26 protein-coding genes are annotated in these 25,884 nt (G+C 72.4%); 9 read left to right on the top strand and 17 right to left on the bottom strand.

Translation table 11 applies throughout. The features are described 5' to 3' along the window. The first annotated feature begins 117 nt into the window (after positions 1-117). On the top strand, positions 118-816 hold the full coding sequence (locus tag OHV05_RS26145) for a TetR/AcrR family transcriptional regulator (RefSeq protein WP_405019811.1): 699 nt from the start codon (positions 118-120) through the stop codon (positions 814-816). 114 nt (positions 817-930) lie between these two features. Beyond that, complete coding sequence (locus OHV05_RS26140; RefSeq protein ID WP_405019810.1) at positions 931-1,725, top strand: VOC family protein; 795 nt, start codon at positions 931-933, stop codon at positions 1,723-1,725. Between the two features lie 61 nt (positions 1,726-1,786). Here the strand turns inward: OHV05_RS26140 and OHV05_RS26135 are convergent, their stop codons facing one another. The 7 genes from OHV05_RS26135 to OHV05_RS26105 all read right to left on the bottom strand — a co-directional run bounded on the left by OHV05_RS26135 (position 1,787) and on the right by OHV05_RS26105 (position 8,061). After that, positions 1,787-3,349 (bottom strand): APC family permease, encoded by a 1,563-nt coding sequence (locus OHV05_RS26135; RefSeq protein WP_405019809.1) that lies wholly within the window; start codon positions 3,347-3,349, stop codon positions 1,787-1,789. 216 nt (positions 3,350-3,565) lie between these two features. Continuing rightward, on the bottom strand, positions 3,566-4,063 hold the full coding sequence (locus tag OHV05_RS26130) for a hypothetical protein (RefSeq protein ID WP_405019808.1): 498 nt from the start codon (positions 4,061-4,063) through the stop codon (positions 3,566-3,568). Between the two features lie 7 nt (positions 4,064-4,070). Beyond that, the gene (locus OHV05_RS26125) at positions 4,071-5,663 is read right to left on the bottom strand and encodes an alpha/beta hydrolase (protein ID WP_405019807.1); all 1,593 of its coding nucleotides are present in this window, start codon (positions 5,661-5,663) and stop codon (positions 4,071-4,073) included. A 28-nt stretch (positions 5,664-5,691) separates the two neighbouring features. Continuing rightward, positions 5,692-5,973 carry a hypothetical protein gene (locus OHV05_RS26120; RefSeq protein WP_405019806.1) on the bottom strand — a complete coding sequence of 94 codons (282 nt, stop codon included), beginning with the start codon at positions 5,971-5,973 and terminating at the stop codon, positions 5,692-5,694. 125 nt (positions 5,974-6,098) lie between these two features. Next, complete coding sequence (locus OHV05_RS26115) at positions 6,099-6,761, bottom strand: alpha-ketoglutarate-dependent dioxygenase AlkB family protein (RefSeq protein WP_405019805.1); 663 nt, start codon at positions 6,759-6,761, stop codon at positions 6,099-6,101. A 30-nt stretch (positions 6,762-6,791) separates the two neighbouring features. Next, entirely contained in the window at positions 6,792-7,139 is a 348-nt protein-coding gene (locus tag OHV05_RS26110) for a transglycosylase family protein (protein ID WP_403041134.1), read from the bottom strand. A gap of 145 nt (positions 7,140-7,284) precedes the next feature. Continuing rightward, a complete protein-coding gene (locus tag OHV05_RS26105) occupies positions 7,285-8,061 on the bottom strand; it encodes a transglycosylase family protein (RefSeq protein ID WP_405019804.1) in 777 nt (258 codons plus the stop codon). Positions 8,062-8,648: 587 nt separating this feature from the next. Between OHV05_RS26105 and OHV05_RS26100 the strand changes: the two genes are divergently transcribed. Together OHV05_RS26100 and OHV05_RS26095 are read left to right on the top strand one after the other, a co-directional pair. After that, positions 8,649-9,464 (top strand): hypothetical protein, encoded by an 816-nt coding sequence (locus tag OHV05_RS26100; RefSeq protein WP_405019803.1) that lies wholly within the window; start codon positions 8,649-8,651, stop codon positions 9,462-9,464. A gap of 296 nt (positions 9,465-9,760) precedes the next feature. Further along, positions 9,761-10,120, top strand: a complete 360-nt coding sequence (locus OHV05_RS26095) for a hypothetical protein (protein WP_403041131.1) — start codon at positions 9,761-9,763, stop codon at positions 10,118-10,120. A gap of 54 nt (positions 10,121-10,174) precedes the next feature. Here the strand turns inward: OHV05_RS26095 and der are convergent, their stop codons facing one another. Both der and cmk read right to left on the bottom strand, forming a co-directional pair. After that, on the bottom strand, positions 10,175-11,608 hold the full coding sequence (der, locus tag OHV05_RS26090; RefSeq protein ID WP_403041130.1) for a ribosome biogenesis GTPase Der: 1,434 nt from the start codon (positions 11,606-11,608) through the stop codon (positions 10,175-10,177). A gap of 123 nt (positions 11,609-11,731) precedes the next feature. After that, a complete protein-coding gene (cmk, locus tag OHV05_RS26085; protein ID WP_405019802.1) occupies positions 11,732-12,445 on the bottom strand; it encodes a (d)CMP kinase in 714 nt (237 codons plus the stop codon). Positions 12,446-12,553: 108 nt separating this feature from the next. Between cmk and OHV05_RS26080 the strand changes: the two genes are divergently transcribed. Together OHV05_RS26080 and OHV05_RS26075 are read left to right on the top strand one after the other, a co-directional pair. After that, positions 12,554-12,784 (top strand): hypothetical protein, encoded by a 231-nt coding sequence (locus tag OHV05_RS26080; protein WP_405019801.1) that lies wholly within the window; start codon positions 12,554-12,556, stop codon positions 12,782-12,784. A 141-nt stretch (positions 12,785-12,925) separates the two neighbouring features. After that, complete coding sequence (locus OHV05_RS26075; RefSeq protein WP_403041127.1) at positions 12,926-13,732, top strand: alpha/beta fold hydrolase; 807 nt, start codon at positions 12,926-12,928, stop codon at positions 13,730-13,732. A gap of 21 nt (positions 13,733-13,753) precedes the next feature. Here the strand turns inward: OHV05_RS26075 and OHV05_RS26070 are convergent, their stop codons facing one another. Next, on the bottom strand, positions 13,754-14,839 hold the full coding sequence (locus tag OHV05_RS26070) for a prephenate dehydrogenase (protein ID WP_403041126.1): 1,086 nt from the start codon (positions 14,837-14,839) through the stop codon (positions 13,754-13,756). A 188-nt stretch (positions 14,840-15,027) separates the two neighbouring features. Further along, on the bottom strand, positions 15,028-15,249 hold the full coding sequence (locus tag OHV05_RS26065) for a hypothetical protein (RefSeq protein WP_403041125.1): 222 nt from the start codon (positions 15,247-15,249) through the stop codon (positions 15,028-15,030). A 194-nt stretch (positions 15,250-15,443) separates the two neighbouring features. Between OHV05_RS26065 and OHV05_RS26060 the strand changes: the two genes are divergently transcribed. From OHV05_RS26060 to OHV05_RS26050, 3 genes are read left to right on the top strand one after another with little or no spacing between them, the layout of a single operon-like run. Further along, positions 15,444-17,432, top strand: coding sequence for a DUF4139 domain-containing protein (locus tag OHV05_RS26060; protein WP_405019800.1), 1,989 nt, complete (start codon positions 15,444-15,446; stop codon positions 17,430-17,432). Between the two features lie 3 nt (positions 17,433-17,435). Continuing rightward, positions 17,436-18,983: a DUF4139 domain-containing protein gene (locus OHV05_RS26055; RefSeq protein WP_405019799.1), complete on the top strand. Its 1,548-nt coding sequence runs from the start codon at positions 17,436-17,438 to the stop codon at positions 18,981-18,983. Between the two features lie 58 nt (positions 18,984-19,041). Continuing rightward, complete coding sequence (locus OHV05_RS26050; RefSeq protein ID WP_405019798.1) at positions 19,042-19,404, top strand: DUF952 domain-containing protein; 363 nt, start codon at positions 19,042-19,044, stop codon at positions 19,402-19,404. 164 nt (positions 19,405-19,568) lie between these two features. Here OHV05_RS26050 and OHV05_RS26045 read toward each other — a convergent pair whose 3' ends face one another. From OHV05_RS26045 to OHV05_RS26020, 6 genes are all read right to left on the bottom strand, one after another. Beyond that, on the bottom strand, positions 19,569-20,636 hold the full coding sequence (locus tag OHV05_RS26045; RefSeq protein WP_405019797.1) for a helix-turn-helix domain-containing protein: 1,068 nt from the start codon (positions 20,634-20,636) through the stop codon (positions 19,569-19,571). 116 nt (positions 20,637-20,752) lie between these two features. After that, positions 20,753-22,273, bottom strand: coding sequence for a pseudouridine synthase (locus OHV05_RS26040; protein ID WP_405019796.1), 1,521 nt, complete (start codon positions 22,271-22,273; stop codon positions 20,753-20,755). Between the two features lie 55 nt (positions 22,274-22,328). Then, complete coding sequence (gene scpB / locus OHV05_RS26035) at positions 22,329-23,108, bottom strand: SMC-Scp complex subunit ScpB (protein WP_405019795.1); 780 nt, start codon at positions 23,106-23,108, stop codon at positions 22,329-22,331. Next, on the bottom strand, positions 23,105-23,920 hold the full coding sequence (locus OHV05_RS26030; RefSeq protein WP_405019794.1) for a segregation and condensation protein A: 816 nt from the start codon (positions 23,918-23,920) through the stop codon (positions 23,105-23,107). Before OHV05_RS26030 ends, scpB begins: the two co-directional genes overlap by 4 nt. Positions 23,921-24,130: 210 nt before the next feature. Beyond that, the gene (locus OHV05_RS26025; RefSeq protein WP_405019793.1) at positions 24,131-24,574 is read right to left on the bottom strand and encodes a hypothetical protein; all 444 of its coding nucleotides are present in this window, start codon (positions 24,572-24,574) and stop codon (positions 24,131-24,133) included. Next, positions 24,571-25,665 carry a ParA family protein gene (locus OHV05_RS26020; protein WP_403041116.1) on the bottom strand — a complete coding sequence of 365 codons (1,095 nt, stop codon included), beginning with the start codon at positions 25,663-25,665 and terminating at the stop codon, positions 24,571-24,573. Before OHV05_RS26020 ends, OHV05_RS26025 begins: the two co-directional genes overlap by 4 nt. Between the last annotated feature and the right edge of the window lie 219 nt (positions 25,666-25,884).

Here is a 25,884-nt window from a genome sequence, read left to right as displayed (position 1 = left end):
GCTGTCGTAGTCAACAGACCACCGCCTTGACCAGGGGGCCTTCGGTCGGCCCCGGGTCCGGCAAATGAAACTCCGGGGGTCTTCACACGTCAATGCCGTTGTCATAAGGTTACGGCCATGGGCGACCGGGTGGTGGACGAGCCGGCCCGGCGACGACGCCGGCCGACCAAGCAGGGCACCGTACTGTCCGCACAGGGCATCGTGGACACCGCGCTCCGGCTGCTCGGCCAGCACGGCTCCGAAGCGCTCACCGTCCGCCGCCTCGGCGCGGCGCTGGGCGCCGACCCGAGCGCGATCTACCGGTACTTCCGCAGCACCGACGACCTGCTGCTGGCGATCACCGACGAACTGATCGGCCGCGCCCAGCAGGGCTGGCAGCCCACCGGCGACTGGCAGGCCGACCTGCGCGCGATCGGCCTGCGGATCCACGGCGCCTACCAGGCCCACCCGCAGGCCGCCCTGCTGGCCGCCTACCGGACCACCGGGCGGGCGTACGAGATCCAGGCCGTGGAGTCGATCCTCGGCCTGCTGCGGGACGCCGGCTTCCCCGACCGGGAGGCCGTCCAGCTCTACCACGCGTTCGTCGACCAGGGCCTGGCCTTCGCCGCCCTGGACGCCGCCGTGGACGCCCTCCCGGCCCCGGCCCGGGCCGCCGACCACGGCGTCTGGCAGACCAGCTACGCCCACCTCTCCGCCGCCACCCACCCGCACATCGCGGCCACCGCCCCCCTGCTGGCCGCCGAGATGAACCGCAGCGCCTACCCGCTGGCGCTCGACCTGCTGCTCACCTCCTTCGCCGCCCGCCTGCCCCGCTGACCTCGGCCCCGGCGCCGGCCCGGCCGCCCGGAGCAGCAGCCCGCGCGCGGGTGTCGGCAGCCGTGGTTAGGGTGACGCACAGGACAACTCTCCGGGCAGGGAAGGGTCATCATCATGGCTGCGTACGCCGAGGGAACCCCGTGCTGGGCCGACGCGATGTTCGCCGACGTCGAGGGCGCCAAGTCCTTCTACAGCGAGGTGCTGGGCTGGACGTTCGGCGAGGCGTCGTCCGAGTTCGGCAACTACACCCAGGCCTACTCCGACGGCAAGGCGGTGGCGGCCGTGGTCCCGCCGATGCCGGGGGCGGAGGGCCAGTCGGCCTGGTGCCTGTACCTCGCCTCGCCCGACGCGAAGGCCACCGCGGCGAAGATCACGGCGAACGGCGGCACGGTGCTGATGGACCCGATGCAGGTCGGTGACTTCGGCTCGATGCTGCTCGCGGCCGACCCGGGCGGCGCCGTCTTCGGCGTCTGGCAGGGCGGGCAGCACGAGGGCTTCGAGAAGCGCGAGGAGCCCGGTGCGTACTGCTGGGCCGAGGTCTACACCCGCGAGCCGGCGAAGGTGGACGTCTTCTACCCGGCGGTCTTCCCGTACACGGCGCAGCAGGTGAACGACGCCAACGTCGACTTCCGGACGTACAGCGTGGCCGGCCGCCCGGCGCTCGGCCGGATGGCGATGGGCCCGGAGTTCCCGGCCGAGGTGCCGTCGTTCGTCAACGTCTACTTCGCGGTGCCGGACTGCGACGCGGCGGTGGCCACCGCCACCGGGCTCGGCGCCGAGCTCCGGTTCGGCCCGATGACCAGCCCGTTCGGCCGGTTCGCCAGCCTGACGGACCCGCAGGGCGCCAACTTCTCGGTGATCGACCCGGACACCACCGAGGGTGAGATGCCGCCGCTGACGGACGTCTGACGGTACGCCGGAGGCGGCCACCCCGGTCGGGGTGGCCGCCTCCGGCGCGCCTGCTCCGTGCCTACTCCGGCAGCACCAGCGCCGGGGTCTCCCGGGTCAGCACCTCGCCCCGGAAGAACGCCGGGCTGCGCCGGGTCATCACGGCCATCACCACCAGGCCGAGGGCCAGTACGCCGACCCCGATCACGAAGACCGAGCCGATACCGAACACCGAACTGCCCTGGCCGTAGCCGGGGTGGACCATGTCGCGCAGGCTCTGCCCGAAGATGCCCGCCAGGGTCAGCCCGCCGAGCAGCGGGAAGACCACCTTGAGCAGCGCGTCCCGGACCGAGCGGGTGAAGTCCCGACGGAAGTACCAGGCGCAGGCGAACGCGGTCAGCGAGTAGTAGAAGCAGATCATCAGGGTCAGCGCGGCGATGGTGTCCGCGAGGACGTGCTCGCTGATCAGGGTCATCACGGTGTAGAAGACGCCGGTCCCGACGCCCGCCGTGACGATGGCCCGGCCCGGGGTCCGGTACTTCTCGTTGACCTCGGTGAAGGACGGCGGCAGCGCCTCGTAGACGCTCATCGCCAGCACCGTCCGGCTGACCGGGATGAAGGTGGTCTGCAGGCTCGCGGCGGCCGAGGCGAGCACCGCGACGAACAGCAGGATGCCCAGCGTCGGGCCCATCACCGGGCCGGCCAGCGCGGCGAAGACGTTCGAGGAGGTCTCCGGGTTGCCCAGCCCGGTGCCGGTATCGCCGACGCCGGCGTACATCTGCACGGCGACGGCGGTGAACAGGTACGAGCCGACCAGCACGACCATCGCCAGCAGCGCGGCCCGGCCGGGGGTCTTCTCGCTGCCGCCGGTCTCCTCGTTGGCGCTCAGGCAGGCGTCCCAGCCCCAGTACATGAAGAGCGAGAGCGAGAGCCCGGCCACGAAGGACTTGAACGAGCCGGCCTGGAACGGGTCGAGCCAGGTCCAGGAGAAGTCCAGTGCGCCCGGCGCGTCACCGGTGACCGCCTTGGCGATCGCCATCACCGCGAAGATGCCGAGCACCGAGAGCTGCAGCCCGACCAGGGCGTACTGGACGCCCTTGGTGGCGGTCATCCCCCGGTAGCTGATCGCGGTGGCGACCGCGATCAGCGCCAGGCAGGTCAGTACGTGGACCAGCTTGTCGTCGTTCAGTCCGGTGATCCACTCGCTGCCGGTGACCTCCCCGAGCAGCAGGTAGAAGTACTCCGTGGCCACCCCGGCGAGGTTCGACAGCACGATGATGGTGGCCGCCACCAGACCCCAGCCGCACATCCAGCCGACGTGCGGCCCGAAGGCCTTGACGGTCCAGGTGAACGAGGTGCCGCTGTCGGGGACGGCCTTGTTGAGTTCCCGGTAGGCGAACGCCACCAGCATCATCGGCAGGAAGCCGGCCAGGAAGAGCGCGGGCATCTGCAGCCCGACCGCCGCCACCGTGGTGCCGAGCGTGGTGGTCAGGCAGTAGACCGGGGCCACCGTCGAGACACCGATGACGGAGTTCCCGAGCAGGCCGACCGAGTTGCTGTTGAGGCCCTTGGAGCGGACGCCGTCCTTGGCGTCCGCTCCGGCCGCCGGACCGGCGGCCTTCGGGCGGGAGTCGAGCTGAACCATGCTCGAACCGTACGTTGAACTGTTTCCGCAGCTCAGGGGCTTGCAGGTGACGAACCGTGACATGGATCATGCGGGTGAATTCAAGGATTAACCCTGGATTACCTGGCATTAACGCACCATTGCCTTGACATCGCAGGCACATGTCATGATCACCGGTGCAACGAAACCCGCACCGTTACCGAAATTGCCCCGGTATCACCAGGTGTGTGATCTGCCTCACCCCGTAGGGATCTTGAAGCAGCTCGAACTCACCTGAACGATGATCCGGTTCATCGGGTGGAACGACTGCGCGAAGACCGCGACCGTCTTCTCCGGGTTCTTCGCCCAGACCTTCAGGTCGGCCTTGTCCGCCGTCCGTTCCTGACCGAGCCCGATCCAGCCGTTGACCTCGAAGTACTTGTACAACCGGCTGACCGCCGGGTCGAGGTCCGCCGGCGCCAGGTCGTCGATCTGCCAGAAGTGGATCGCGTCCCGGGCGCCCTTGTCGGCGTCCTTGTCCTCGCAGTCCGAGAAGTTCAGGGCCTCACTCTGCCCGGTCCGCCCCTTGACCGCGAACGCCTCCTGCACCTTCGCGGAGACCTGCTTCAACTCGTTCCCGATCTGATCCTCGGTGGCGATGCGCAACGACGTGTCCTTCGTGGAGCCCGCGGTCGTCCCGCAGGAGGTCAGCAGAGTCAGTGCGAGGACGGCCGCAGCCGCCGTCCGGAATTTCATGAGCCGCTCAATCCTTCAGGTCGACCTGGCCGTAGCTGCCGGTGACGATCGCCGCCTGGTTCCGCAGGGCGCTGTGCGGTTCGTCGTTGTTCTCCCAGTACTCACTGTGGCCGTGGTTGCCGTCGGTGCTGATCTGATTCGCGCCGAAGTCGTCCGAGGTCGGGGTGTTGGGGAAGTCGAACCATCCGCCCCGACCGTGCTTGAGCACCCCGAGCTCGGGGACGGGGTCCCCGTCCGCCTCGGCCGCCCAGACGTGCTTCGGGTCGATGTTCAGGTCCTTCGCGTGCTGGACGTGCATCCCGGGGCTGCCCGCCACGATGATCTCGTCCACGGCCAGGCCGTTGCCGTTCTTGGCGGCTTCTCCGACCACGACCGAACCATAGCTGTGGCCGATCACCGAGGTGTGCCGCGGCCCGCCGTCGTGGGTGACACCGAGTCCGTCCACGTAGCGGTCCAGCTTGGGAGCGCCGTCCTCCGCGTAGTTGTCGAACGGTGCGTCCTTGACCACCGAGTCGGGCGCGTCGTAGCCGAGCCACATGATCGTCGAAGTCTGGCCCGGGCCGCTGAACTGCTCCGACGCGGTGTGCAGGTTCTTCATCCGGTCCAGGTCGCCGCCGATCCCGGCCAGCTCGGCCGTGGTCCCGGGGACGTAGACGGCCGTGTTCTTCGCGGTGTCCGGATTGCCGAAGGCCACGATGGCCTGGCCGTCGTCCTTCGGGTCGAGGCCGATCAGGAAGACCTCAGGCCCCTTGGGGTCGTGATCCTCCTTGTCCAGGCGGTTCTTGAGGTCCTGAAGTGCCTGCATCCGCTTCTTGCCGTCGTCCGAGGTGTCCGCCCGGTTCAGGTCCAACTGCTGTTCCAGCTGGGCCCGGTTGGCCACGTCGCGGATCTCGCTCGGGATGCCGTTGCGGTTGCCGACCTCGGCCGGGTAGAGCGCCAGGTACTCGCGCTGCTGCTGCTGGGTCAGCGAGTTCCACCACTTGGCGTTGTCCGCCGGATTGTCGTTGTTCGGCACCACCGAGGCCAGCCCGAGCGAGGTCCGCATCCCGGCCACGTCGTTGGCGACCTCCGCCTGCGCCTTGGCGCTGTCCGCGTTGACCACGTCACCGTTCAACTGGCCCAACGAGGCCGCGCCGTCGGCGCTGGCCTGCTCGGCCTTGCGCACCGCGTCCTCGATCCGCTGCCTGAACTCGCCCAGCCGGGCGTTCTGCTGACGGTTGATCTCCTGGGCGTCCGGGTCGTGCCGCGCCACCGGGTCCAGCTGCGGCCCGGTGACCCAACCGTCGTCGTCCACCTGGTAGTTGTTGCTCTCCGCCTCCGAGACGGCGGACCGCAGCTCCTGCTGGGCGGCGGACATCCGCTGGTGCACGGTGTCGATGGTGACCGCGATCGCCATCGCCTCGGCGTTCACGATGCCGAGCTGCTCCTCGGCCCGCTCCAGCTTCCCGTACGCCGCGTCGGCGTCGTCGCCCGCCCAGCCGGACCGGCGCAGCGCACCGCTCACCTGACCGCGATGGCGGGACTGGGCCTCGCCGCTGCCCTCGCCGAGCTTGCGCCAGGAGGCCGCGGCGGCCTCCAGGTCACCGAAGTTCTGCTTCATCAGAAGCGCGTAGCTGCCGGCCATCGCGTCAGCCCACCTTCATCGAGGAGGCGACCAACTGCTCGTTGCTCCGGTACTGTGCGGCCGTGCCGGTGAGTGCGTCCGCGTTGCCGTCCATCGACCGGTGCAGACCGGTCAGCGCGGTGCGCCAGCTGTCCGCGATCTGGCCCAGCTGGGCGGAGACCGACCAGCCGGCGGTTGAGGAGGACGCCTCGTCGGCGTCCTTGACCGCCCGGTCGGAGACCGGCCTGAGGTCGCCGCTGAGGTCGGTGACCACCTTGGCCGCGCTGTCCAGCTCCGCTGGATCCACGTTCAGTTGCGATGACAAGGTTTCGCCCCCACGAATCGGCCGCACTCGGTCAACTGTCGGCGACACCCTAGTGAACGTGAGCCTCCGCTCGCGATCCCGGCCGCCGAACCGTCACCGACCCGGGACTAAACCAGGCCGGACTGACGGATCGTGAGGTTCAGCCGGCCGACCAGACCGAGGGCCGGATCGGCCGTCCCGGGGTGGGTGCGCGGCACGCCGTGGTAGGCGAACCGCATCGGGCCGCCGAAGACCAGCAGGTCACCGCTGCGGAGTTCGAGGTCGGTCCACGGCCTGGTCCTGGTCTCGGTGTTGCCCAGCCGGAACACGCAGCCGTCACCGAGTGAGAGCGAGACCACCGGCGCGTCGGACCGTTCGTCCTTGTCCTGGTGCAGGCCCATCTGCGCGCCGTGCGCGTAGTGGTTCACCACCCCGATGTCCGGCCGGTAGTCGGCCGTGCCCGCGATCCCGGTCGGCTCGGGGCCGTACGCGTCGGCCAGCGCCCGCCGGGCAAGCTCCCCCAGCACCGGCGGGAACGGCTTGACCGGCGAACCGTCGCCGTCCGCCACCGTCCGGACGTAGCGGTACGGGTACCAGTGCCAGCCCAGCGAGAGCGAGCGGACCGACATCTCGCCGCCGTTCGGCATCCGTACCGTCCGCATCCCGGCCGGCGGCCGGGCCCACTCCCGGCAGGCCGCGACCAGGTCGTGCTGCTCGGCGGGGCTCAGCCAGTCCGGCAGGTGCACCACCCCGGGCGCCGGGTCGGCCCGCTCGCGCGGGAAGAGTTCCATGGCTCCATCCTGGCAGCCCGGCCGGGCGGGTCAGCGGAGCAGGCCGAGCTCCCGGGCGCAGTGCCCCCACGCCTCCCAGCCCTGCTCGCGGCGGATCTCCTCGGCCACGGTGATCTGGTGCCGGCGCGGTGCCCGGTCCGGCCGGTCGGCGAACCGGAGCCCGCCCGCCTCCTGCCAGCTCGGCGGCCAGATCTGCAGGCCGCCGTAGTAGCCGTTGCCGGTGTCGGCGTGCCAGTCGCCGTCGCTCTCGCAGCGGGCCAGCCGCTCCCAGGTGGTGTCCGGGACGGAGTTCGCCGCAGCGGCGGGCAGCACGCCGGGGACGAGCGCGGCGGCGGTGAGCAGGGCGGTGGCGAGGGTCGGCAGCAGTATCGGTCGCATGGCCTCATGAAGGCACGGCCCCGGCCCCTCGGCACCGCGGCCGGTCCGTCCGGACGACGACGCACGACGGCCGCCCGCTCCACGAGGGAGCGGGCGGCCGTTGCCGATGCGCTGTCTGCTCAGCTCACTGAGCGTCGGGCGGTGATCAGAGCGAGATGACCTGGCCCGGGAAGATCAGGTCCGGGTTGCCACCGAGGACGGAGGCGTTGTTGCTGTAGACCGTCTTCCAGTCCAGGCCCTTGTCGGCGGCGATCTTGCTCAGGGTGTCGCCGCTCTTGATGGTGTAGTTGCCACCGTTGGACTTGGCCGGAGCCGAGGGGGCCTTGGTCTCCGCCTTGGGGGCGGCAGCCTTGGTCTCGGCCTTCGGCGCGGCGGCCTTGACCTCGGCCTTGGGGGCCGCGGCGGCCTTGGTCTCGGTCTTCGGGGCGACCGTGGGGGTGCTCTTCGGCGCCTGGGCACGGGTCTCGGAGCGCGAGGCCTTGTTGGAGGAGGAGTTGCTGCTGCTCGCCGAGGTGTCGACGTCGGCAGCGGCGCCGCCCTTGGTCAGACCGGCCTTGACGGAGCAGACCGGCCAGGCGCCGGGACCCTGCGAGGCGAGCACCTTCTCGGCGACCGCGATCTGCTGGGCCTTGGTGGCCTGGTTGGCCTGCGGGGCGTAGGAGGTACCGCCGAAGGCGGCCCACGTGCTGGAGGTGAACTGCAGGCCACCGTAGAAGCCGTTGCCGTTGGCAATGCTCCAGTTACCGGTGGACTCGCACTGCGCGACCTGGTCCCAGGTGGAGACCGAGGCGGCGGAGGCCGAGTTGGCCGTGACGAGGCCGGCCACGGGCAGGGCGGCGATGACGCCGCCCATGACAGCCAGCCGAACGCGGTTGCGCTTGACGGCGGTGGTGGCAGCGGCGGTCTCGTTACGGAAGGTCATGAGTATCCTCTCGACAATCCCGGGCAGGCATGCGGAACCAAGCCCTGGAAGAGCGTGATTTCGTCTGCCGCGTCCGCAAGACGGCCGTGCACGTCTAGGAATCAACGTGCCCGCCGCCCCGGCAACCTCCCGCACACCTGCGCCGCCCTGAGGGCGAGTCACGCTGGTGGGCACCTGCCGCACCGGTGGGAACCGGGGGCCGTGCACCGGGAGGTGAACCCGGGTAGTGCTCGTTGCACTGGTTACGAAGCTACGAGCCGGATCGACAGGCTCCAAACGTTTTCGGGTTTACCCAGCTCAGCCGCCTGTTACCGGCAGTAAAGATCAAGTAAATGTGGGTTGAATGTCCGCTTTGGGCCCTCATTCCATGATCAAACCTCTACCCCGAGTGGCCTGGGTCACATTCGAGGCCCTGTGAGCTCGCGCACAATGTCGACAGATTGTGACCTCTGCTCCACGCAGCGCAGTCGGATTCGGGGCAAATCCCGTCACGATCACTCGGACCCGTGACCGCAGCCACAACGGCCCGTTGGTAATGGCGATCGGGCGTGCCCGCGCCACCCCCACGACCAACCGAGGAGTCCCCCGTGCCGCGCATGCTCGAAGTCAGCGACGAGGTCCGCGCCGAAATCGGTGACGACGAGGCAGACAGTCTGCTCGCCGGCGCCCACGCGCCCGACAGCTACGACTGCACCTCCTGCCGAACCCCCGGCGACTCCAGCCGGGAGGCCACCAGCACGGTGCTCTTCGTCGCCGACGAGACGGCGGTGCTGGCCTTCGCCCACTCCCGCTGCATCCCCTCCCAGGTGGTCCCGGTCTCCGAGGAGCAGCTGGCCGGCGCCGTCCGCAGCATCAGCCAGGCCCAGGCCCCTGCGCCCGTCCCGGCCCCGGCCGCCCCGGTGGCCGGGCAGCCCTCGGTCTCCAGCACCGGCCAGCCCGCCGTCCTCGGCATCACCTGTGGCCTGGTGCTCTGCGGCGACACCGGGCACGCCGCCCTGGTGATCGAGCCGACCGGCGCGGTCGGCCGCCCCGGCAACACCACCGGCGAGGACGAGTTCCTCGACCTGCTCACCGAGCAGGGCTTCCAGTTCGTCGAGGACGTCAACAAGGCCCCCGCCCAGCTGCCCGGCTGGTCGGTGCTGATGGCGATGGGCCAGCTGCACGCGATCCTGCACCCCACCCCGACCGGCACCAACGCCGCCTGGTGGCAGGCCCACCAGCCGCTCCAGGTCACCGAAGCCTGGCGCTCCGCCGCCCGCCAGCTCTCCGCCGTCACCATGTACGCCGCCCCGGCCGGCACCATCGGCCGCCAGCCCCGCGAGGACCTGCTCCGCCAGGCCCTCGACCGCGCCACCGCCCGCGGCCTCCTGGTCGCCGCCTCCCTCCCCCTCGCCGGCACCTGAGCCACCCCGCCTGTGGCAAGCGCTCCGGGTCTACGGTCCAGGGGCTCGGGGAACTGCGAGGAGATCTGGCGCCGGGGTCATTACGAAAGTCCCCGACCACCCCTGAACGGATCACCTTGCACGAGGCCGGCGTCGCAGTTCCCCGAGCCCCTGACCCTCCCGAACCACCTGCGAAAGGCCCCAAGCCACACGGAGTGCCCCCGCATCTCATGCCGCTCTCACTCGTTGGGTCCTACGTGTACAGCTACGAGGTCGCCGCCGCCCACCGCCAGCCCACGAGCCGTCCCATCCCGGGTATGCGCCCGTCGTACGACGCGGAGAACCCCACCTCGCCGACCCCGATCTACGACGCGTTGTACTCGGAGTACCGCCGTCTCTTCCGGGCCCTGCCCGGCGACCGGACCGGCGAGGAGGACCTGCGCTTCACCGGGTTCGCCACCCGTGACCCGTACGCCGCCGGGCGGGCCGAGCAGTACCCGCCGCAGCAGCAGACCTTCCACACCTACCCGGGTCACGCGCAGGGCACCCCGCAGTTCATGCCGGCCCAGTCGAGCAGCCCCGCCACCGGCCAGGGCTGGGTGGCCACCGGCTACCTCTCCCCGGCGGTCGGCGGCCGCCACCGCAGCATGCTCTCGCTGCCCCCGGCCGGGTACTGAGGTACGACGAAGGGGCCGGGCGAACGCCGCCCGGCCCCTTCGTCGTGTCATGACCTACTTGGTGCGCTTGCGCTTCTCCCGCACCCGCACGGAGATCGAGATCGGCGTCCCGACGAACCCGAACTCCTCCCGCAGGCGGCGCTCGACGAAGCGGCGGTAACCGGCCTCCAGGAAGCCGGAGGCGAACAGCACGAACCGCGGCGGCTTGACGCCGGCCTGGGTGCCGAACAGGATGCGCGGCTGCTTGCCACCGCGGACCGGGTGCGGGTGACCGGCCACCAGCTCGCCGAGGAAGGCGTTCAGACGGGCGGTGGAGATCCGGGTCTCCCAGCCGGCCAGCGCGGTCTCGATCGCCGGGACCAGCTTCTCCATGTGGCGGCCGGTCTTCGCCGAGACGTTGACCCGGGGCGCCCACTGGACCTGGACCAGGTCCTTCTCGATCTCGCGCTCGAGGTAATAACGGCGCTCTTCGTCGATCTGGTCCCACTTGTTGTACGCGATCACCACGGCCCGGCCGGCCTCGACGGCCATCGTGATGATCCGGGTGTCCTGCTCGGCGAGGGTCTCGCTGGCGTCCACCAGGACCACCGCGACCTCGGCCTTCTCCAGCGCGGCAGAGGTGCGCAGCGAGGCGTAGAAGTCCGCGCCCGCGGTCAGGTGCACCCGGCGGCGGATACCGGCGGTGTCGACGAACTTCCAGGTCTTGCCGCCGAGTTCGATCATCTCGTCGACCGGGTCACGGGTGGTGCCGGCCAGCTCGTTGACGACCACCCGCTCCTCGCCGGCGACCTTGTTGAGCAGGCTGGACTTGCCGACGTTCGGCCGGCCGATCAGCGCCACCCGGCGGGGGCCGCCGGTCGGGACGCCGAAGGTCTGCGGCGGGGCGTCCGGCAGGGCGGCCATCACGGCGTCCAGCAGGTCGCCGGAGCCGCGGCCGTGCAGGGCCGAGACGGGGTAGGGCTCGCCCAGGCCGAGCGACCAGAGGTAGGTGGCCTCGACCTCGGTGGACTGACCGTCCACCTTGTTGGCGCACAGCACGGTGGGCTTGCCGGCCCGCCGGATGATCTTGATCAGGGCCTCGTCGGTGTCGGTGGCGCCGACGTTGGCGTCCACCACGAAGAGCACCGCGTCGGCGGTCTCGATGCCGAGCTCGGCCTGCGCGGCCACCATCGCGTCCAGGCCCAGGACGTCGATCTCCCAGCCACCGGTGTCCAGCACCTTGAACCGGCGGCCGTTCCAGGTCGCCTCGTAGCTGACCCGGTCCCGGGTGACGCCGGGCTTGTCCTCGACGACCGCCTCGCGGCGGCCGATGATGCGGTTCACCAGGGTCGACTTGCCGACGTTCGGGCGGCCGACCACGGCCAGCACCGGCATCGGGCCCTCGTTCAGGCCGTCGAGGTCCTCGCCCTCGAAGCCCTCCTCGGCGGCGAGCGCCAGGAACTCCGCGTAGTCGGCGTCGTCCAGCGCGCCGTTGGTGTCGTTCGTCATGCTTGCGTACTTCCGTTTCCCGGCCCGTCCCTTCCCAGGGATGCGCCGTGCGTACCTGCCCCGGGGGGCAGCGCGGTGCGAGCCGCCGGTTCGTTCCGGCGGACGCGAGAGTGTGGGCGGTCGTCAGACCGCGGAGAGCCCGGCCCGCTGCTCGACCAGGCCGGAGATGGTGTCGATCACCTGCTCCAGCGTCAGCTCGCTGGTGTCCACCAGGACCGCGTCGGCGGCCTGGGTGAGCGGGGCGGTCGCCCGGTTGGAGTCGGCCGCGTCCCGGCGGGCCAGGTCGGCGGCCATCGCGGTGATGGTCGCCTCGTCCAGGCCCTTGGCCCGCAGCTCAGCGGCCCGGCGCTCGGCGCGCGCGGTCTCCGATGCGGTCAGGAAGACCTTGACGGTGGCGTCCGGGAACACCACCGAGCCCATGTCCCGGCCCTCGGCGACGATGCCGCGCTCGGCCACCTCGGCGCAGCCGCGCTGGAGCTCGACCAGCCGGGCCCGCACCTGCGGGACCGCGGCGACGGCGCTCACCTGCGAGGTGACCTGCTGGCCGCGGATCGGCCCGGAGACGTCCTGGCCGTCCACCGTGATGGTCGGCCCGGCCGCGTCGGTGCCGGAGACGATCACCGGCTTGCCGCAGGCGACGGCCACCGCGTCGGCGTCGGTGACGTCGACCCCGTTGGCCAGCATCCACCAGGTCATCGCGCGGTACATCGCGCCGGTGTCCAGGAAGCTCAGCCCGAGCCGGGCGGCGACCGCCCGGGAGACGGTCGACTTGCCGGAGCCGGAAGGTCCGTCGATGGCGACGACGACCGGGGCTCCTCCTCGGTCGGCAGTGTCCACGGCGCGAACCTCTCTACTGAATCTGGGCGGGAACTCCCCCAAGGTTAGTCGACCCGCGCCGTGGTCCCGGCCCAGTGACCGTCGGCCCCCGCTCTCGTTGGACCGGCCATGAAGCGAACGATCACCGGAGCGGCCCTCGCCCTCGCCGCCCTGACCGGCGCCGCCGCCCCCGGCCACGCCGCGAGCAACAACACCATCGGGGACGTCGCCCAGGCCCCCGCCGGCTGGAGTCTCACCGCCAGCGCCGTCTGCTCCCCCCAGGTGGCGGCCGTCCCGGTGGTCGGCGAGGTGGTGGCCGACCACTCCAGCACCTGCGCCGCGGCCCGTCCAACCGGCTGACCCCCGGTTCCCCGCTGGGGCTGACCCCCGCAAATCAATACGTTTGTATTAGACGGAGGTCTTGTACAAGAGTCTTGGACAAACGTATGTATCTCCCCTAGAGTTGGAGTCGCCCGAGGCCGATCGAGGAGGAGCCACACCATGCCCATGACCGTGATCGAGACCACCACCGCCCCCACCCGCATCGAGCTGGATCTCGCGGGCCGCCGCCTGTCCTACCTCGACTTCGGCGGTACGGGCCGGCCGCTGCTCGCCCTGCACGGGCACGTCTCGGAGGGCCTCAGCTTCGCCGCGGTGGCGCAGCAGCTGGGCCCGGAGTGGCGGGTGATCGCGCCGGACCAGCGCGGGCACGGTGACTCGGACCGCGCCGACGAGTACAGCCGGGAGGGCTACCTGGCGGACCTGGTGGCGCTGCTGCACCACCTCGACCTCGGGCCGGTCCCGGTGCTCGGCCACTCCGGCGGCGGGATCACCGCGTACCAGCTGGCGGCCCGGCACCCGGAGCTGGTCAGCGCCCTGATCAACGAGGAGGGCCCGGCCGAGCTGCCGACCGGGCCGAGCCCGCTGTCCTTCGTGCTGAAGATGCCGTGGACGGCTCCGACCCGGGAGGAGCTGGTCAGCGCGCTCGGCCCGCTGGCCCCGATGGTCGGCGACCGGCTCCGCGAGCTCCCGTTCGGCGGCTGGCGGCTGCCGTTCCACCCGGCGGACACCGTGCGCTCCGAGGAGCTGGTGCGCGGCGACCACTGGTCCGACTGGCTCGGCAGCGACTGCCCCGCCCTGCTGGTGCGCGGCAGCAAGTTCCCCTGCCTGTCCCAGGAGCTGGCCGACGCGATGGCCGACCGCCGACCGGGCACCCGGCTGGTCAGCCTGGAGACCGACCACTTCGTGCACGAGATCGACCCGGTCGGCTTCACGGCCGCGGTGCGGGAGTTCCTGAGCTCGCTCTGAGCCGGGCCGGCTGACGACGGGTCAGTCCCGGACGCTCCAGCCCTGCGCCCGCAGCGCGACGATGAGCCGCTTGACCGCCGACGGTGCCACCGCGAGCTGGACGAAGCCGACCTGCTGTCCGGACGAGTGCTCGATGACCACGTCCTCGATGTTCACCCCGAGCGCGCCGACCTCGCCGAACAGGCGCCCCAGCTCGCCCGGCTGGTCGCCCAGCACCACCGCGACCGTCTCGTACCGGGTGGGCGGGGCGCCGTGCTTGCCCGGGATCCGGGCCTGGCCGGTGTTGCCCCGGCGCATCACGGCCTCGATGCCCGCCGCACCGGCCCGCCGCTCGCTCTCGTCGCCGGCCTGCATGGCCCGCAGCGCGCCGACCGTCTCGGTCAGGTCGCCCGCCAGCTCCTCCAGGATCTCGGCCACCACGCCGGCGTTCGCCGACAGGATGTCCACCCACATCGCGGGGTTGGAGGCGGCGATCCGGGTGACGTCCCGGACACCCTGGCCGGACAGCCTTATGGCGGTCTCGTCCGCGTGCTCCAGCCGGGCGGCCACCAGCGAGGAGAACAGCTGCGGCGCGTGCGAGACCAGCGCGACCGCGCGGTCGTGCGCGGCCGAGTCCATCACGATCGGCATCGCGCCGCAGAGCGCGACCAGCTCCAGCGCCGCGTTCAGCGTCTCGGTGTCGGTGTCCGCCGTCGGGGTGAGCACCCACGGGCGCCCCTCGAACAGGTCGGCCCGGGCCGCCAGCGGCCCGGAGCGCTCCCGGCCCGCCATCGGGTGGCTGCCGATGTAGTTCACGGTGTCGCAGCCGAGCGCGGCCACCTCGGCCCGGGGGCCCTCCTTCACGCTGGCCACGTCGGTGTACCAGCGCGCCAGGCCCCGGCGCTGACAGTCCGCCAGCACCTTCCCGACCAGCGCAGGCGGCACCGCGATGATCGCCAGGTCCACCGGGCCCTCCGGCGGCTCGGTGGTGCCCGCCCCGAGCGACGCCGCCGTCCGGGCCGCGTCCGGGTCGGCGTCCTCCAGGTACACGTGCAGCCCACGCCCCGTCAGGGCGAGCGCGGCGGAGGTGCCGATCAGTCCGGTGCCGACTACGGCGACTGTGCGCATGACGGGTGCGTCTCCTGAAGGCGGTAGGGCCAGGGTCGGGGCAATCCTCTCGCACCGGAGGCCCCGGCGGCGGCCACCGTCCGGATGGTGTCAGGTCCGGCCCGTCGCCCGGACGCACCGGCCGGGCCCGACGCCTCCACGGCGGGGCCCGGCCACGGGGGGCGCGACCCGCAGGCCGCGCCCAGAGGTCACTTCGCCCGGTCGCCCAGGTCCGCGAGCGCGACGGCGGCCCGGACGTGCTTGTTCCGACCCAGGTCACCGATGGTCTTGATCTTCAGCGCGGCGAGCGCCTCGCCGTGGGCGTCGGTGAGACCGGCGATGGCCGCCACCGGGGCGTCCAGGACTTCGGTCAGGGTCAGGTTCTCGTAGGCCTTGTCGAGCAGCTTGTCGAGATCGGCGGAGACGGTCACGCGGAACCTCCAGGTAGCACCGGTCAGTTGGGGCCAAGCCTTGGACACCTCCGGACTCCCGGCGACCCTCGGAACCCAACCGGGTGACGGTGCCCGCCAGGCCCGGCCGACGCGCGGGGCGGGAAAACCACTGACAGCGCCCGACGACCGGGGCAGACTGGGCCGCGCTGACCAGGCAGGCGGAAGGGGTCCGAGTGGAGTCGGTACTGGACGAGGTGGTGGTGTACGCCACCGGGGCGCTCTGCCGACGGCGGGCGTACGGGGCGGTCCCGGCGGACGGACGGCTCCGGCTGACCGGTCTGCCCCTGACCCTGGACCCGTCGTCGGTCCGGGCCACCGTCCGGGGCGCCGGCTGGCGGGTGACCGAGGCCAGGGTCGAGTACGCGGCCGAACTCCGCTCCCCCGACCGGACCCCCGAGTTGCGCCGCGCCTGCGACCTGGCCCGGCAGGAGTACGACGCCGCCCGGGCCCGCGCGCGCCGGGCCGAGGAGCGGATCGCCGAGCTGACCGCGCTGCGCGCCGTCCCGCCGCCCCGCCGCCGGGAGGAGCCGCACCGCCGCACCCCGGCCGACGCCTGGCTGGAGCTGGCCGACTTCGTGGCCGCCCGGCTGACCGGGCTGCAGGCCGACGCGGCCCGGCTGACCGAGCAGTGCAAGCTCGCCGAGCACACCCTCCAGCTCGCCCAGGACCGGCTGGACTCGGCACCCGACACCGAGCACACCGCCCCGACCGCGACCACCGCGACCGTCCTGCTCACGCTGACCGCCGACGGCCCGGCGGCCGGCCCGGTGGACCTGGAGCTGGAGTACGGCGTCCCCGGCGCCCGCTGGGTGCCCACCTACCGGCTGAGCCACCGTCAGGGCGACCCCGGCGGACAGCTGGTGCTGCGGGCCTCGGTGGCACAGGCGACCGGTGAGGACTGGACGGGCGTCCGCCTCGCCCTCTCCACCGCCGACCTGCAGCGCCGGACCGACCTGCCCCGGCTGCAGTCGGTCCGGATCGGCCGCCGCCAGGCCACCCCGGCCCCGTCCGGCTGGCGGGAGGCCCCGCCCGGGCTCGACGAGCTGTTCCGGGGGTTCGACCAGGCGTTCCTGCAACAGATCAGGCTGAGCGCCAAGAGCTCCGACGTCCGCTTCGGGAGTCGCGCCGCCGCCGCGCCTGGCGAGGAGAAGACCGTGCAGCGCAAGAGCGTGTCGCCGCTGCGGTCCCGGGCCGCGACGGCCCGGGACGAACTCCCGCAGGCCCCGGGCAGCGCCCCGGTGGGCTACGGCGGCGGCGCGCCGGGCTACGGCGGCCCGCCCGCACCCGCCCCGCCGGCCGCGTCGATGGCCGCCATGGCCTCGTTCGCCCCGGCACCGTCCGGCCCGCCGCCGGAGCCCGCCCCGCCGCACCCGGGCGCCGGCTGGCTGGACTACGCCGCGCTGACCCTGCAAGGTCCGCACAGCCCGGGCCGGGGACAGCTGACCCCCGCCCCGACCCAGCACCGGGCCGGCCACGAACTCACCGGCCCGCTCCCCCCGCACGCCGTGCCGCCGCGCCGCTCGGCCGGCTCCTTCGACCAGCGGTTCGACACCGCCGCCCCGGTCGACCTGCCCTCGGACGGCGGCTGGCACACCGTCACCATCGGCGAGATCCCGCTCTCGGTGACCCCGGAGTACGTCTGCGTGCCCTCGGTCGAGGAGACCGTCTACGGCACCCTGCTGCTCACCAACTCCACCGACCGGGCGCTGCTGGCCGGACCGGTCGAGGTCACGGTGGACGGCGACTTCCTGCGGACCGCCGCCCTGCCCACGCTGGCCCCCGGCGCCACCGGGCGGCTCGGGCTCGGGGTGGCCGAAGGCGTCCGGGTGGCCCGGCGGACCGAGCTGCACGAGTCGACGGCGGGCCTGCGCAACAACACCCTGGTGCTCGACCACCGGGTGCACCTGGAGCTGGCCAACCGGCTGGCCAAGGCGGTCACCGTCGAGGTCCGCGAACGGGTGCCGGTGACCGCCGAGCCGGACGTCCGGATCCAGGAGCGCCCGGGCTGGTCCGCCCCTGACGAACCGTCCGAGGACTGCCCGCCCGGCACCCGGCTCCGCCGGGTCGAGCTGCCCGCCCACGGCCGGGCCGAACTGGACGGCGGCTACGAGATCCGCATCCCGGCCGCCCAGACCCTGCACGGCGGAGACCGGAGGAACTGACCGATGACCACTGCCACCACCCCGCTCCCCGTCACGGCCGTCACCTGCCTGGAGGACCGGGCCCTGGTCGAACGCTCCGCCGAGCTCGACCTCGCCCCGGGCGTCCAGCGGCTGCGCTTCGGCCCGGTCACCGCACTGGCCGCCGACCTCACGCTGCGGGCCGAGCTCTCCACCGGCAGCGTGCTGGACACCCGGATCACCCGGGTCTGGACCCCGCCCGCCCCGACGCCGCCCGGCGAGGGCGACTCCGAACTCCGGCACCGGGTGCACCAGCTGGAGCAGGAGCAGGCCGGGCTCGGCGCCGAACGGCTCCGGCTGACCGCCCGGCTGGCGCTGCTCGCCCAGCTGGCCACCGACCTGCTCCGGGAGATCGCCGAGGGCGCCGGGCAGGGCGAGACCGAGCCGGCCCGCTGGTCCCGCGAGCTGGACCGGGTGGACGCCGAGCGCGAGACGTACGGCGAGCGGCTGCGCGCCACCGACGCCCGGCTGATCACCGTCGAGGACGAACTGCTCCGGGCCGAGGCGGCGGTGGAGCTGACCGAGCCCGCGCCGGCCGAACTGCTCGGCTTCCTGGAGCTGACCGTCGACACGCCCGGCGGCCCCGGCCGGCTCACCGTCAGCCACCTCACCCCGTGCGCCCTCTGGCGCCCCGCCTACCGGGCCACCCTGGCCGAGGACGGCGCCCTCACCCTGGAGACCGGCGCGGTGGTCTGGCAGCGCACCGGCGAGGACTGGTCCGACGTCCGGCTCACCCTCTCCACCGCCCGCTCCGCCCTCGCGGGCGAACCGCCCCGGCTCACCGAGGACGTGCTGACGCTCCGTCCACGCACCACCGAGGAGCGCAAGACCGTCGAGGTCGAGCTCCGCGAGCAGGAGATCGGCTCCACCGGCCCGGCCACCGACGGCCTGCCCGGCGTGGACGACGGCGGCGAGGTCCGGGTGCTGCGGGCGCCGTCCCCGGCCCGGGTGCCGAGCGACGGCCGCCCCCACCGGGTGCCGCTGACCACCTTCACCGCCCCGGCCACCAGCGAGTACCGCTGCGCCCCCGAACTCTCCCCGCTGGTCACCCGGGTGGCCCGGTTCACCAACACGACCGGCCACGCCCTGCTGGCCGGCCCGGTCGACCTGGTGCTGGGCAGCGGCTTCACCGGCCGCGCCGAGCTGGAGTTCACCGCCCCGGGTGCCCCCGCCGAGCTCTCCTTCGGCAGCTCCGACGCCTACCGGGTGCTCCGGGAGACCGAGGAGGCCCGGAGCAGCGCGGGCGCCCTGTCCTCCCGCACCGTGCAGACCCGGACGGTCCGCCTGCACCTGTCCCGCTTCACCGGCCCGGACGAGCACACCGACCGGCCGGTCACCGTCCGGGAGCGGATCCCGGTCTCCGAGGTCGCGGCGGTGGAGGTCCGGCTGCGCACCGACCTCTGCTCCCCCGCCCCCTCCGGCCCCGACCCCGACGGCATCGTCCACTGGCAGCTCGCCCTGCCGCCGGGCGGCCGACGCACCGTCACCCTGGTCTACGAGATCTCGGCGACGGCCAAGGTGGCCGGACTCTGAACCCGGATCACCCGGTCAACTCCGGTGAAATGCCGTCAGCTCCGGTAAAAATGGAGCCATGATCTACCATCTCGCACCCCTGGACGACTGGCTGCGCGACCCCGGACGGCCGTACACCGCCGCCTCCCTGCTGACCGACGGCTTCATCCACTGCTCGGCGGACGAGACCACCCTGCTCGCAGTCGCCAACGCCTTCTTCCGGGACGCGCGGGATCCCCTGATGGCCCTGCTGATCGAGGAGAAGCTGGTCGAGCCGATGATCAAGTGGGAGCCCCCGAACGGCGCACCCCCGCCCGGCGCCACCCCCGACATCCGCTTCCCGCACATCTACGGCCGCCTCAACCGCACCGCGGTGCTCGGCCTGGAGAAGCTCCAACGCAACAGCTCGGGCCACTGGGCCACGCTCCTCCCCTGGAGCTAGGCAGGGGCTCAGCAGTCGACCACCCAGGGGCTCGGGGAACGGCGACGGTTCGTGGCCGGCGGGTATCACTGCGAAAGTGCCCGACCACGCACGGACGGATCACCTTGCACGGGTCGGCGTCGCAGTTCCCCGAGCCCCTGACGGCTGATGCCCGGAGGGCCTCTCTAGAGCCAGCCCCGCTCGCGGGCGGCCATGCCGGCCTGGAAGCGGGTGGTCGCGCCGAGCTCCCGCATCAGGGTCTGCAACCGCCGCTGCGTGGTGCGGGCGCTCCAGCCGAGCGACCGCGCGATCGACTCGTCGGTGAGCCCCGCCGCCAGCAGTCCGAGCAGCTTGCGCTGGTCGTCCTCGGGCCCCGGCCCACCGTCGCCGTCACCGATCGCGGCCTGCAGCGGGACCGCCCGCTCCCACTCCGCCTCGAACAGCCCGTCCAGCGCCTGCAACAGCGCCGACGGGTGGATCACGTACGCGGCGTCCAGCACCGCGTCCCCGACGCTGATCGGGATGATCGCCATCCGGTCGTCGGCCATCATCATCTTCATCGGCAGCACCGGTCTGACCCGGGCCTCCTCGCCGTCGGCGACGCCGATCAGGATCTCCTTCTCCAGCCGCCCCGGCCAGGCCACCGCCTCCTTGTCGAAGACGGTGCGGAACCGCACCCCGGCCTTGAGCTGCTGCCGCTGGCGGGGCAGGTTGGCCACCGGGTCCTGGATGTACGGCGGGCAGTCGAAGCCACGTACCTGGTACTGGGCCGTCTCGACCAGGTGCTCCAGGCGCTGGGCGATCGCCTCACCGCCCGTCAGGACCTCGACCGAGTGCGCGGGGTCGGTGAACCGGGACGCCTCCCGGAACGCGTCCATCAGGCGGTGCATCTCCGCCCGGGCGCTGCGCAGCTGGGCCTCGCGGTGGCCGATCAGGGTGCCGATGGCCACGTCGGGGGCGACCGCGAGGTAGCGCTCCCGGTCCACCGGGGCGCGGGTGATCATGCCCTGCTCGGCCAGCCGGTCGAGCGCGGCGTGGCCCTGTTGCAGCGTCAGGCCGCACTGCGTGGCGATCTCGTCCGCAGTCGACTGCGGAGCTATCACCAGCGCCGCGTACACCTGGCCGTCGGGCCGTCCCAGGCCCAGCACCCCGAAAGAGTCGAGCACCTTGTTCCCTTCCCCCACCGGCTCCCCCTCGCCACCGCCCCTGGTGGCGCAGATCCGCCATTCGGCGCGCCGCTGTCCGTTGGCCATCCTCCGCCACGAGTCCCTGAGCTGACAAGCCGGATGCGGCCAGGCTCACACAACCCCGCCGTACGCCGGAGGGCCTCCCCGCCGTGTGACGGGGAGGCCCTCCGGGGCGACCGGTGCTAGAGACCGACCTCGTTCATCAGCTGACCGACCTCGGGGTTGGTCAGGCGGCGCAGCCAGCCCGACTTCTGGTCGCCCAGCGTGATCGGACCGAAGGCGGTCCGGACCAGCTTCTCGACCGGGTAGCCCGCCTCGGAGAGCATCCGTCGCACGATGTGCTTGCGGCCCTCGTGCAGGGTGACCTCGACCAGGTAGTTCTTGCCGACGTTGGAGACCACCTTGAAGCTGTCGGCGCGGGCGTAGCCGTCCTCCAGCTCGATGCCCTTGGCCAGCGTCTTGCCCAGGTCACGCGGGATCGGGCCCTGGATGGCGGCCAGGTACGTCTTGGTGACGCCGTACCTGGGGTGGGTCAGCCGGTGGGCCAGCTCGCCGTGGTTGGTGAGCAGGATGATGCCCTCGGTCTCGGTGTCCAGCCGGCCCACGTGGAACAGCCGGGTCTCCCGGTTGTTCACGTAGTCGCCCAGGCACTGCCGGCCGTCCGGGTCCTCCATGGTGGAGACCACGCCGGCCGGCTTGTTCAGCGCGAAGAACAGGAACGACTGGGTGGCGACGGTCAGGCCGTCCACCTTGATCTCGTCGGTCTCCGGCTGGACCCGCTTGCCCTGCTCGGTGACCTGCCGGCCGTTGACCGACACCCGGCCCTGCTCGATCAGCTCCTCGCAGGCCCGACGGCTGCCCATACCGGCGCGCGCCAGCACCTTCTGCAGGCGCTCGCCCTCTTCGTTGCCGCCCTTCACGCCCTGGCCCTGCTCGTGCCGGGCCAGCACCGCGTCCTCGATCTTGCCCTGGAGCTCACGGGTCCGCTGCGGCTGACGCCGCGGGTCACCCGGGGCGCCCTGGCCCTCACGGCGCGGCCGGGGGGCCGGGCTGGGCTTGCGGGCGGCGCTGCCACGGTTGGGGTACGCATGCGGGCCGCCACCGAACTCGGGGCGGTCGTACTTGCGCTCCTCCGGGCGGAGCGGACGGTCCGGGTACTGCCGGTCGTCCCGACGGTCGTCCCGGCGGTCGTCCCGGCGGTCGCCACCGGTGGAGCCGCCACCGGTGCGGGCACCGCCGTACGAGCCGCCACCGCTGCGGCCGCCGCCGAAGGAGCCGCCACCGCCGCCGCGCCCGTCCCGGCTCCCGCCGTACGACGAGCCGCCACGGGAGTCGCCACCGCGACCGCCGCCACCGAAGGACGAACCCCCACGGGAGTCCCCGTCCCGGCTCCCGCCGAAGGACGAGCCGCCGCGCGAGTCGCCACCGCGACCGCCGCCACCGAAGGACGAACCGCCGCGCGAGTCCCCGCCCCGGCTCCCGCCGAAGGACGAACCACCACGCGAGTCGCCACCACGGCCACCGCCGCCGAAGGAGCCGCCCCCACTGCGGCCGCCGCCGGGCGCGCCGCCGCTGCGGCCGCCACCGCTGCCGCCGAAGGACGAACCGCCGCGGGAGTCGCCGCCCCGGCCCCCGCCCTGTCCGCCACGGCCCTGGCTCCCGCCACCGCCGCTGCTGTTCCTGCCGTTGCCACTGCTACGCATCAAAATATCCGTACGTCGTGTTCCGTCTGGAAGTGCTCGTCGTGCCCGGCCGACCTCACTGCACTTCCCTGCCGTCCGCACGTGCGGCGGCGACCGCCTCCGCGATCATCGTGCCTTCGAGGGACTCCGCTTCCACGTCGTCGACCTCGGGCAGGAAGGGCGCCAGCTCCGGGAGTTCCTCCAGGCCGCGCAACCCCATCCGTTCCAGGAAGTAGTTCGTCGTCCGATACAGGATTGCACCTGTTTCCGGCTCGGAGCCGGTCTCTTCCACCAGTCCTCGCTGTACCAGGGTACGCATCACGCCGTCACAGTTCACACCACGGACCGCCGAGACCCGGCTGCGCGACACCGGCTGCCGGTACGCGACGACCGCCAGCGTCTCCAGCGCGGCCTGGGTGAGCCGGGCCTGCTGGCCGTCCAGGACGTACCGTTCGACGGCCGGCGCGCAGTCGGCCCGGGTGTAGAAGCGCCAGCCCCCCGCGACGAACCGCAGGTCGAAGCCCCTGCCCTGGGCGGTGTACTCGGCGGCCAGCTCGCGCAGGGTCGCGGTCACCTCGGCGACCGGACGCTCCAGCACGGCGGCCAGGTGCCGCTCGGTGGCCGGTTCGTCGACCAGCAGCAGAATTGCCTCCAACTCGGCCCGCAGCGGCACCGCCGGCGGCCCGTCGAACGGCTCGGCCGGCTCGACGGCCGGGCCGGGCACCTCGGCGGCGGGCTCCGGCCACTCGTGGCCGTCCTGCGCCGCCCCGTAGACGGACTCCTGCCACTCCTCGGCCCGGGACTGCCCCGGGACGCCCAGCGAGCGCCTGGCGGGCCGTGACGGCTCCTCGGTCATGACGGCTCCTTCTCGATCGGCTCCGGCGGGCGGTCGAACTCGTCGGTGACCTCGACCAGCCGGTCGGCCTCGGCCACCCAGCGGACGGTCAGCGCCCCCAGCGCCTCCGGCTGGTCGAAGTCCAGCACCCGCTCCCGGTACAGCTCCAGCAGCGCCAGGAAGCGGGCCACCACGACCAGGGTGTCGTCCCCGGCGTCGGCCACCAGGCGGCGGAAGTCGGCCTCGCCCAGGGTGCGGAGCAGCTCGACCACCAGGGCCGCCTGCTCCCGGACGCTGACCGGCGGGGCGTGGATGTGGTCGACGTAGACCACCGGCCTTGGCCTGGGCGCCATCGCCCTGGCCGCCAGCCTGGCGAAGCCCTCAGGTCCGATGCTGATCACCACCTCGGGCAGCAGCCCGGCGAGCTGCGGCTCCAGCCCGACGGTGCGGGGCCGCTGTCGCGCCTCGGCCGCCCAGCGGTCCGCCAGCACGGCGGCCACCTGCTTGTACGCGCGGTACTGCAGCAGCCGGGCGAACAGCAGGTCGCGGGCCTCCAGCAGGGCGAGGTCCTCCTCGTCCTCCACCTCGGCGGCGGGCAGCAGCCGAGCCGCCTTGAGATCCAGCAGGGTGGCGGCGACCACCAGGAAGTCGGTCGCCACGTCGAGGTCCCAGTCCGGACCCATCGCGCGGATGTGCGCCATGAACTCGTCGGTGATGGTCGACAGCGACAGCTCGGTGATCTCCAGCTTGTGCTTGGCGATCAGCCCCAGCAGCAGGTCGAACGGGCCCTCGAAGTTCTCCAGCCGCACCTGGAACGCGGTGTGCTCAGCCATCTTCGGATCCAGGGGCTCGGGGCTGCACCGTAGGCAGGGCGCCCAGTCCTACGGTCCAGGGGCTCGGGGAACTGCGAGGAGATCTGGCGCCGGGGTCACTGCGAAAGTACCTGACCAAGCGCGTCGGCTCACGTTCCCGAGGCCGGCGTCGCCCACGCGGCGGAGCCGCACATCAGCGGAGCCCCGAGCCCCTGGTGGTGCGACCTGAGCTCAGCGCCCGCGGAGCCTGCGGACCAGGATGCTGGCCTCGCCGCGCTGCTCCAGGTCGGCGAGGACGACCGCGATCGCCTCCCGGACCACCCGGCCGCGGTCGACCGCGAGGCCGTGTTCGCCCCGGAGCACCAGGCGGGCGTGCTCCAGGTCCATCAGCTCCTCGGCGGAGACGTACACGGTGATCTTCTCGTCGTGCCGCTCCCGCCCGCTCGGGCGGCGCGGGGCCCGGCCCCGGGGGCGGGGCCGCCGGGCGGCCTCCCCCGGGGTCTCCTCGGCGGCGGGCTGCGGCTCGGGCCTGGCCTGCGGGACCTCCGCCACCGGACCGCCCTGCTCGGCGTTCCGGGCGGTCTCCGTGCGGGGTGCCTCGGGCCGGCTCAGGGACGGCGACAGCGCCATCCCGCCGGTGGTCCGGAACAGCTCGTCGGCACCCGGGAGACTCACTCGGCGGGGCGGCACCGGTCGAGCACCTCCCTGGCGAGCTGGCGGTAGGCGGCGGCGCCGACCGAGTTGGTCGCGTACGTGGTGATCGGCTCGCCCGCCACGGTGGTCTCGGGGAACCTGACGGTCCGTCCGATCACGGTGTGGAAGACGTGCTCGCCGAACGCCTCGACCACCCGGGCCAGCACCTCGCGGCTGTGCACGGTGCGCGAGTCGTACATGGTGGCCAGGATGCCGTCGAGCCGCAGGTCGGGGTTGAGCCGCTCGCAGACCTTCTCGATGGTCTCGGTGAGCAGCGCCACCCCGCGCAGCGCGAAGAACTCGCACTCCAGCGGGACGATGACACTGTGAGCCGCCGTCAGGGCGTTGACGGTGAGCAGGCCGAGCGAGGGCTGGCAGTCGATGATGACGAAGTCGTAGTCCGGCAGCAGCGGCTTCAGCGCCCGGGCCAGTGCGGACTCCCGGGCCACCTCGCTGACCAGTTGGACCTCGGCGGCCGACAGGTCGATGTTCGAGGGCAGCAGGTCCATGCCGGGCACGGCGGTCTTCAGCAGCACCTCATCGGCCGTCAGACCCCGCTCCATCAGCAGGTTGTAGACCGTGACGTCGAGTTCCATCGGGTTGACCCCGAGGCCGACCGAGAGCGCGCCCTGCGGGTCGAAGTCGACCAGCAGGACCCGGCGGCCGTACTCGGCCAGCGCGGCACCCAGGTTGATGGTCGACGTGGTCTTGCCGACGCCGCCCTTCTGGTTGCACATCGCGATGATCTGCGCCGGACCGTGCTCGGCCAGCGGCGCGGGGATCGGGAAGTAGGGCAGCGGACGACCGGTCGGGCCGACGCGCTCGCGGCGTTGGCGGGCGGCGTCGGGGGCGAGGGTCGCGGCGTACTCCGGGTCCGGTTCGTACTCGGCGTCGGGGTCGTCGTAGGAGCCGTACGCGAAGTCGCCGTAGGCCAGGCCGTGTGACGGCAGATCGGTCTCGTCGTTGGTGGTGGCAGGCGCGGTGTTCTGACGTGCCTCGAAGGTACGGACCGCGACCGAGTGCTCCGCCAGTCCCGGCTGACCACCCCCGGGAGCAAATGTCGACTCATTCACAAGTCGTCTTACCTCCTTGGGCATCCAGGACTGTTGTCGATTCGTCAGCGTGGCAGCATGCCGACGGTTTGCGACTCTAGGCTGTCCGCGGCGTTCGCAGCAACACAATCCACGGTAGTGGGCCGGATGTGTCGGCCACTGGACCGGTCACTGTCAAGGGCTGTGAGGCCGTACGCACCTGACGTTTCTGCGCCGGGTGACAGCGAGCACATAAATTGA

It is taken from the genome of Kitasatospora sp. NBC_00070 (assembly GCF_045041205.1).
Lineage (GTDB): Bacteria > Actinomycetota > Actinomycetes > Streptomycetales > Streptomycetaceae > Kitasatospora.
This window is presented reverse-complemented; position numbering and strand designations above follow the sequence as displayed.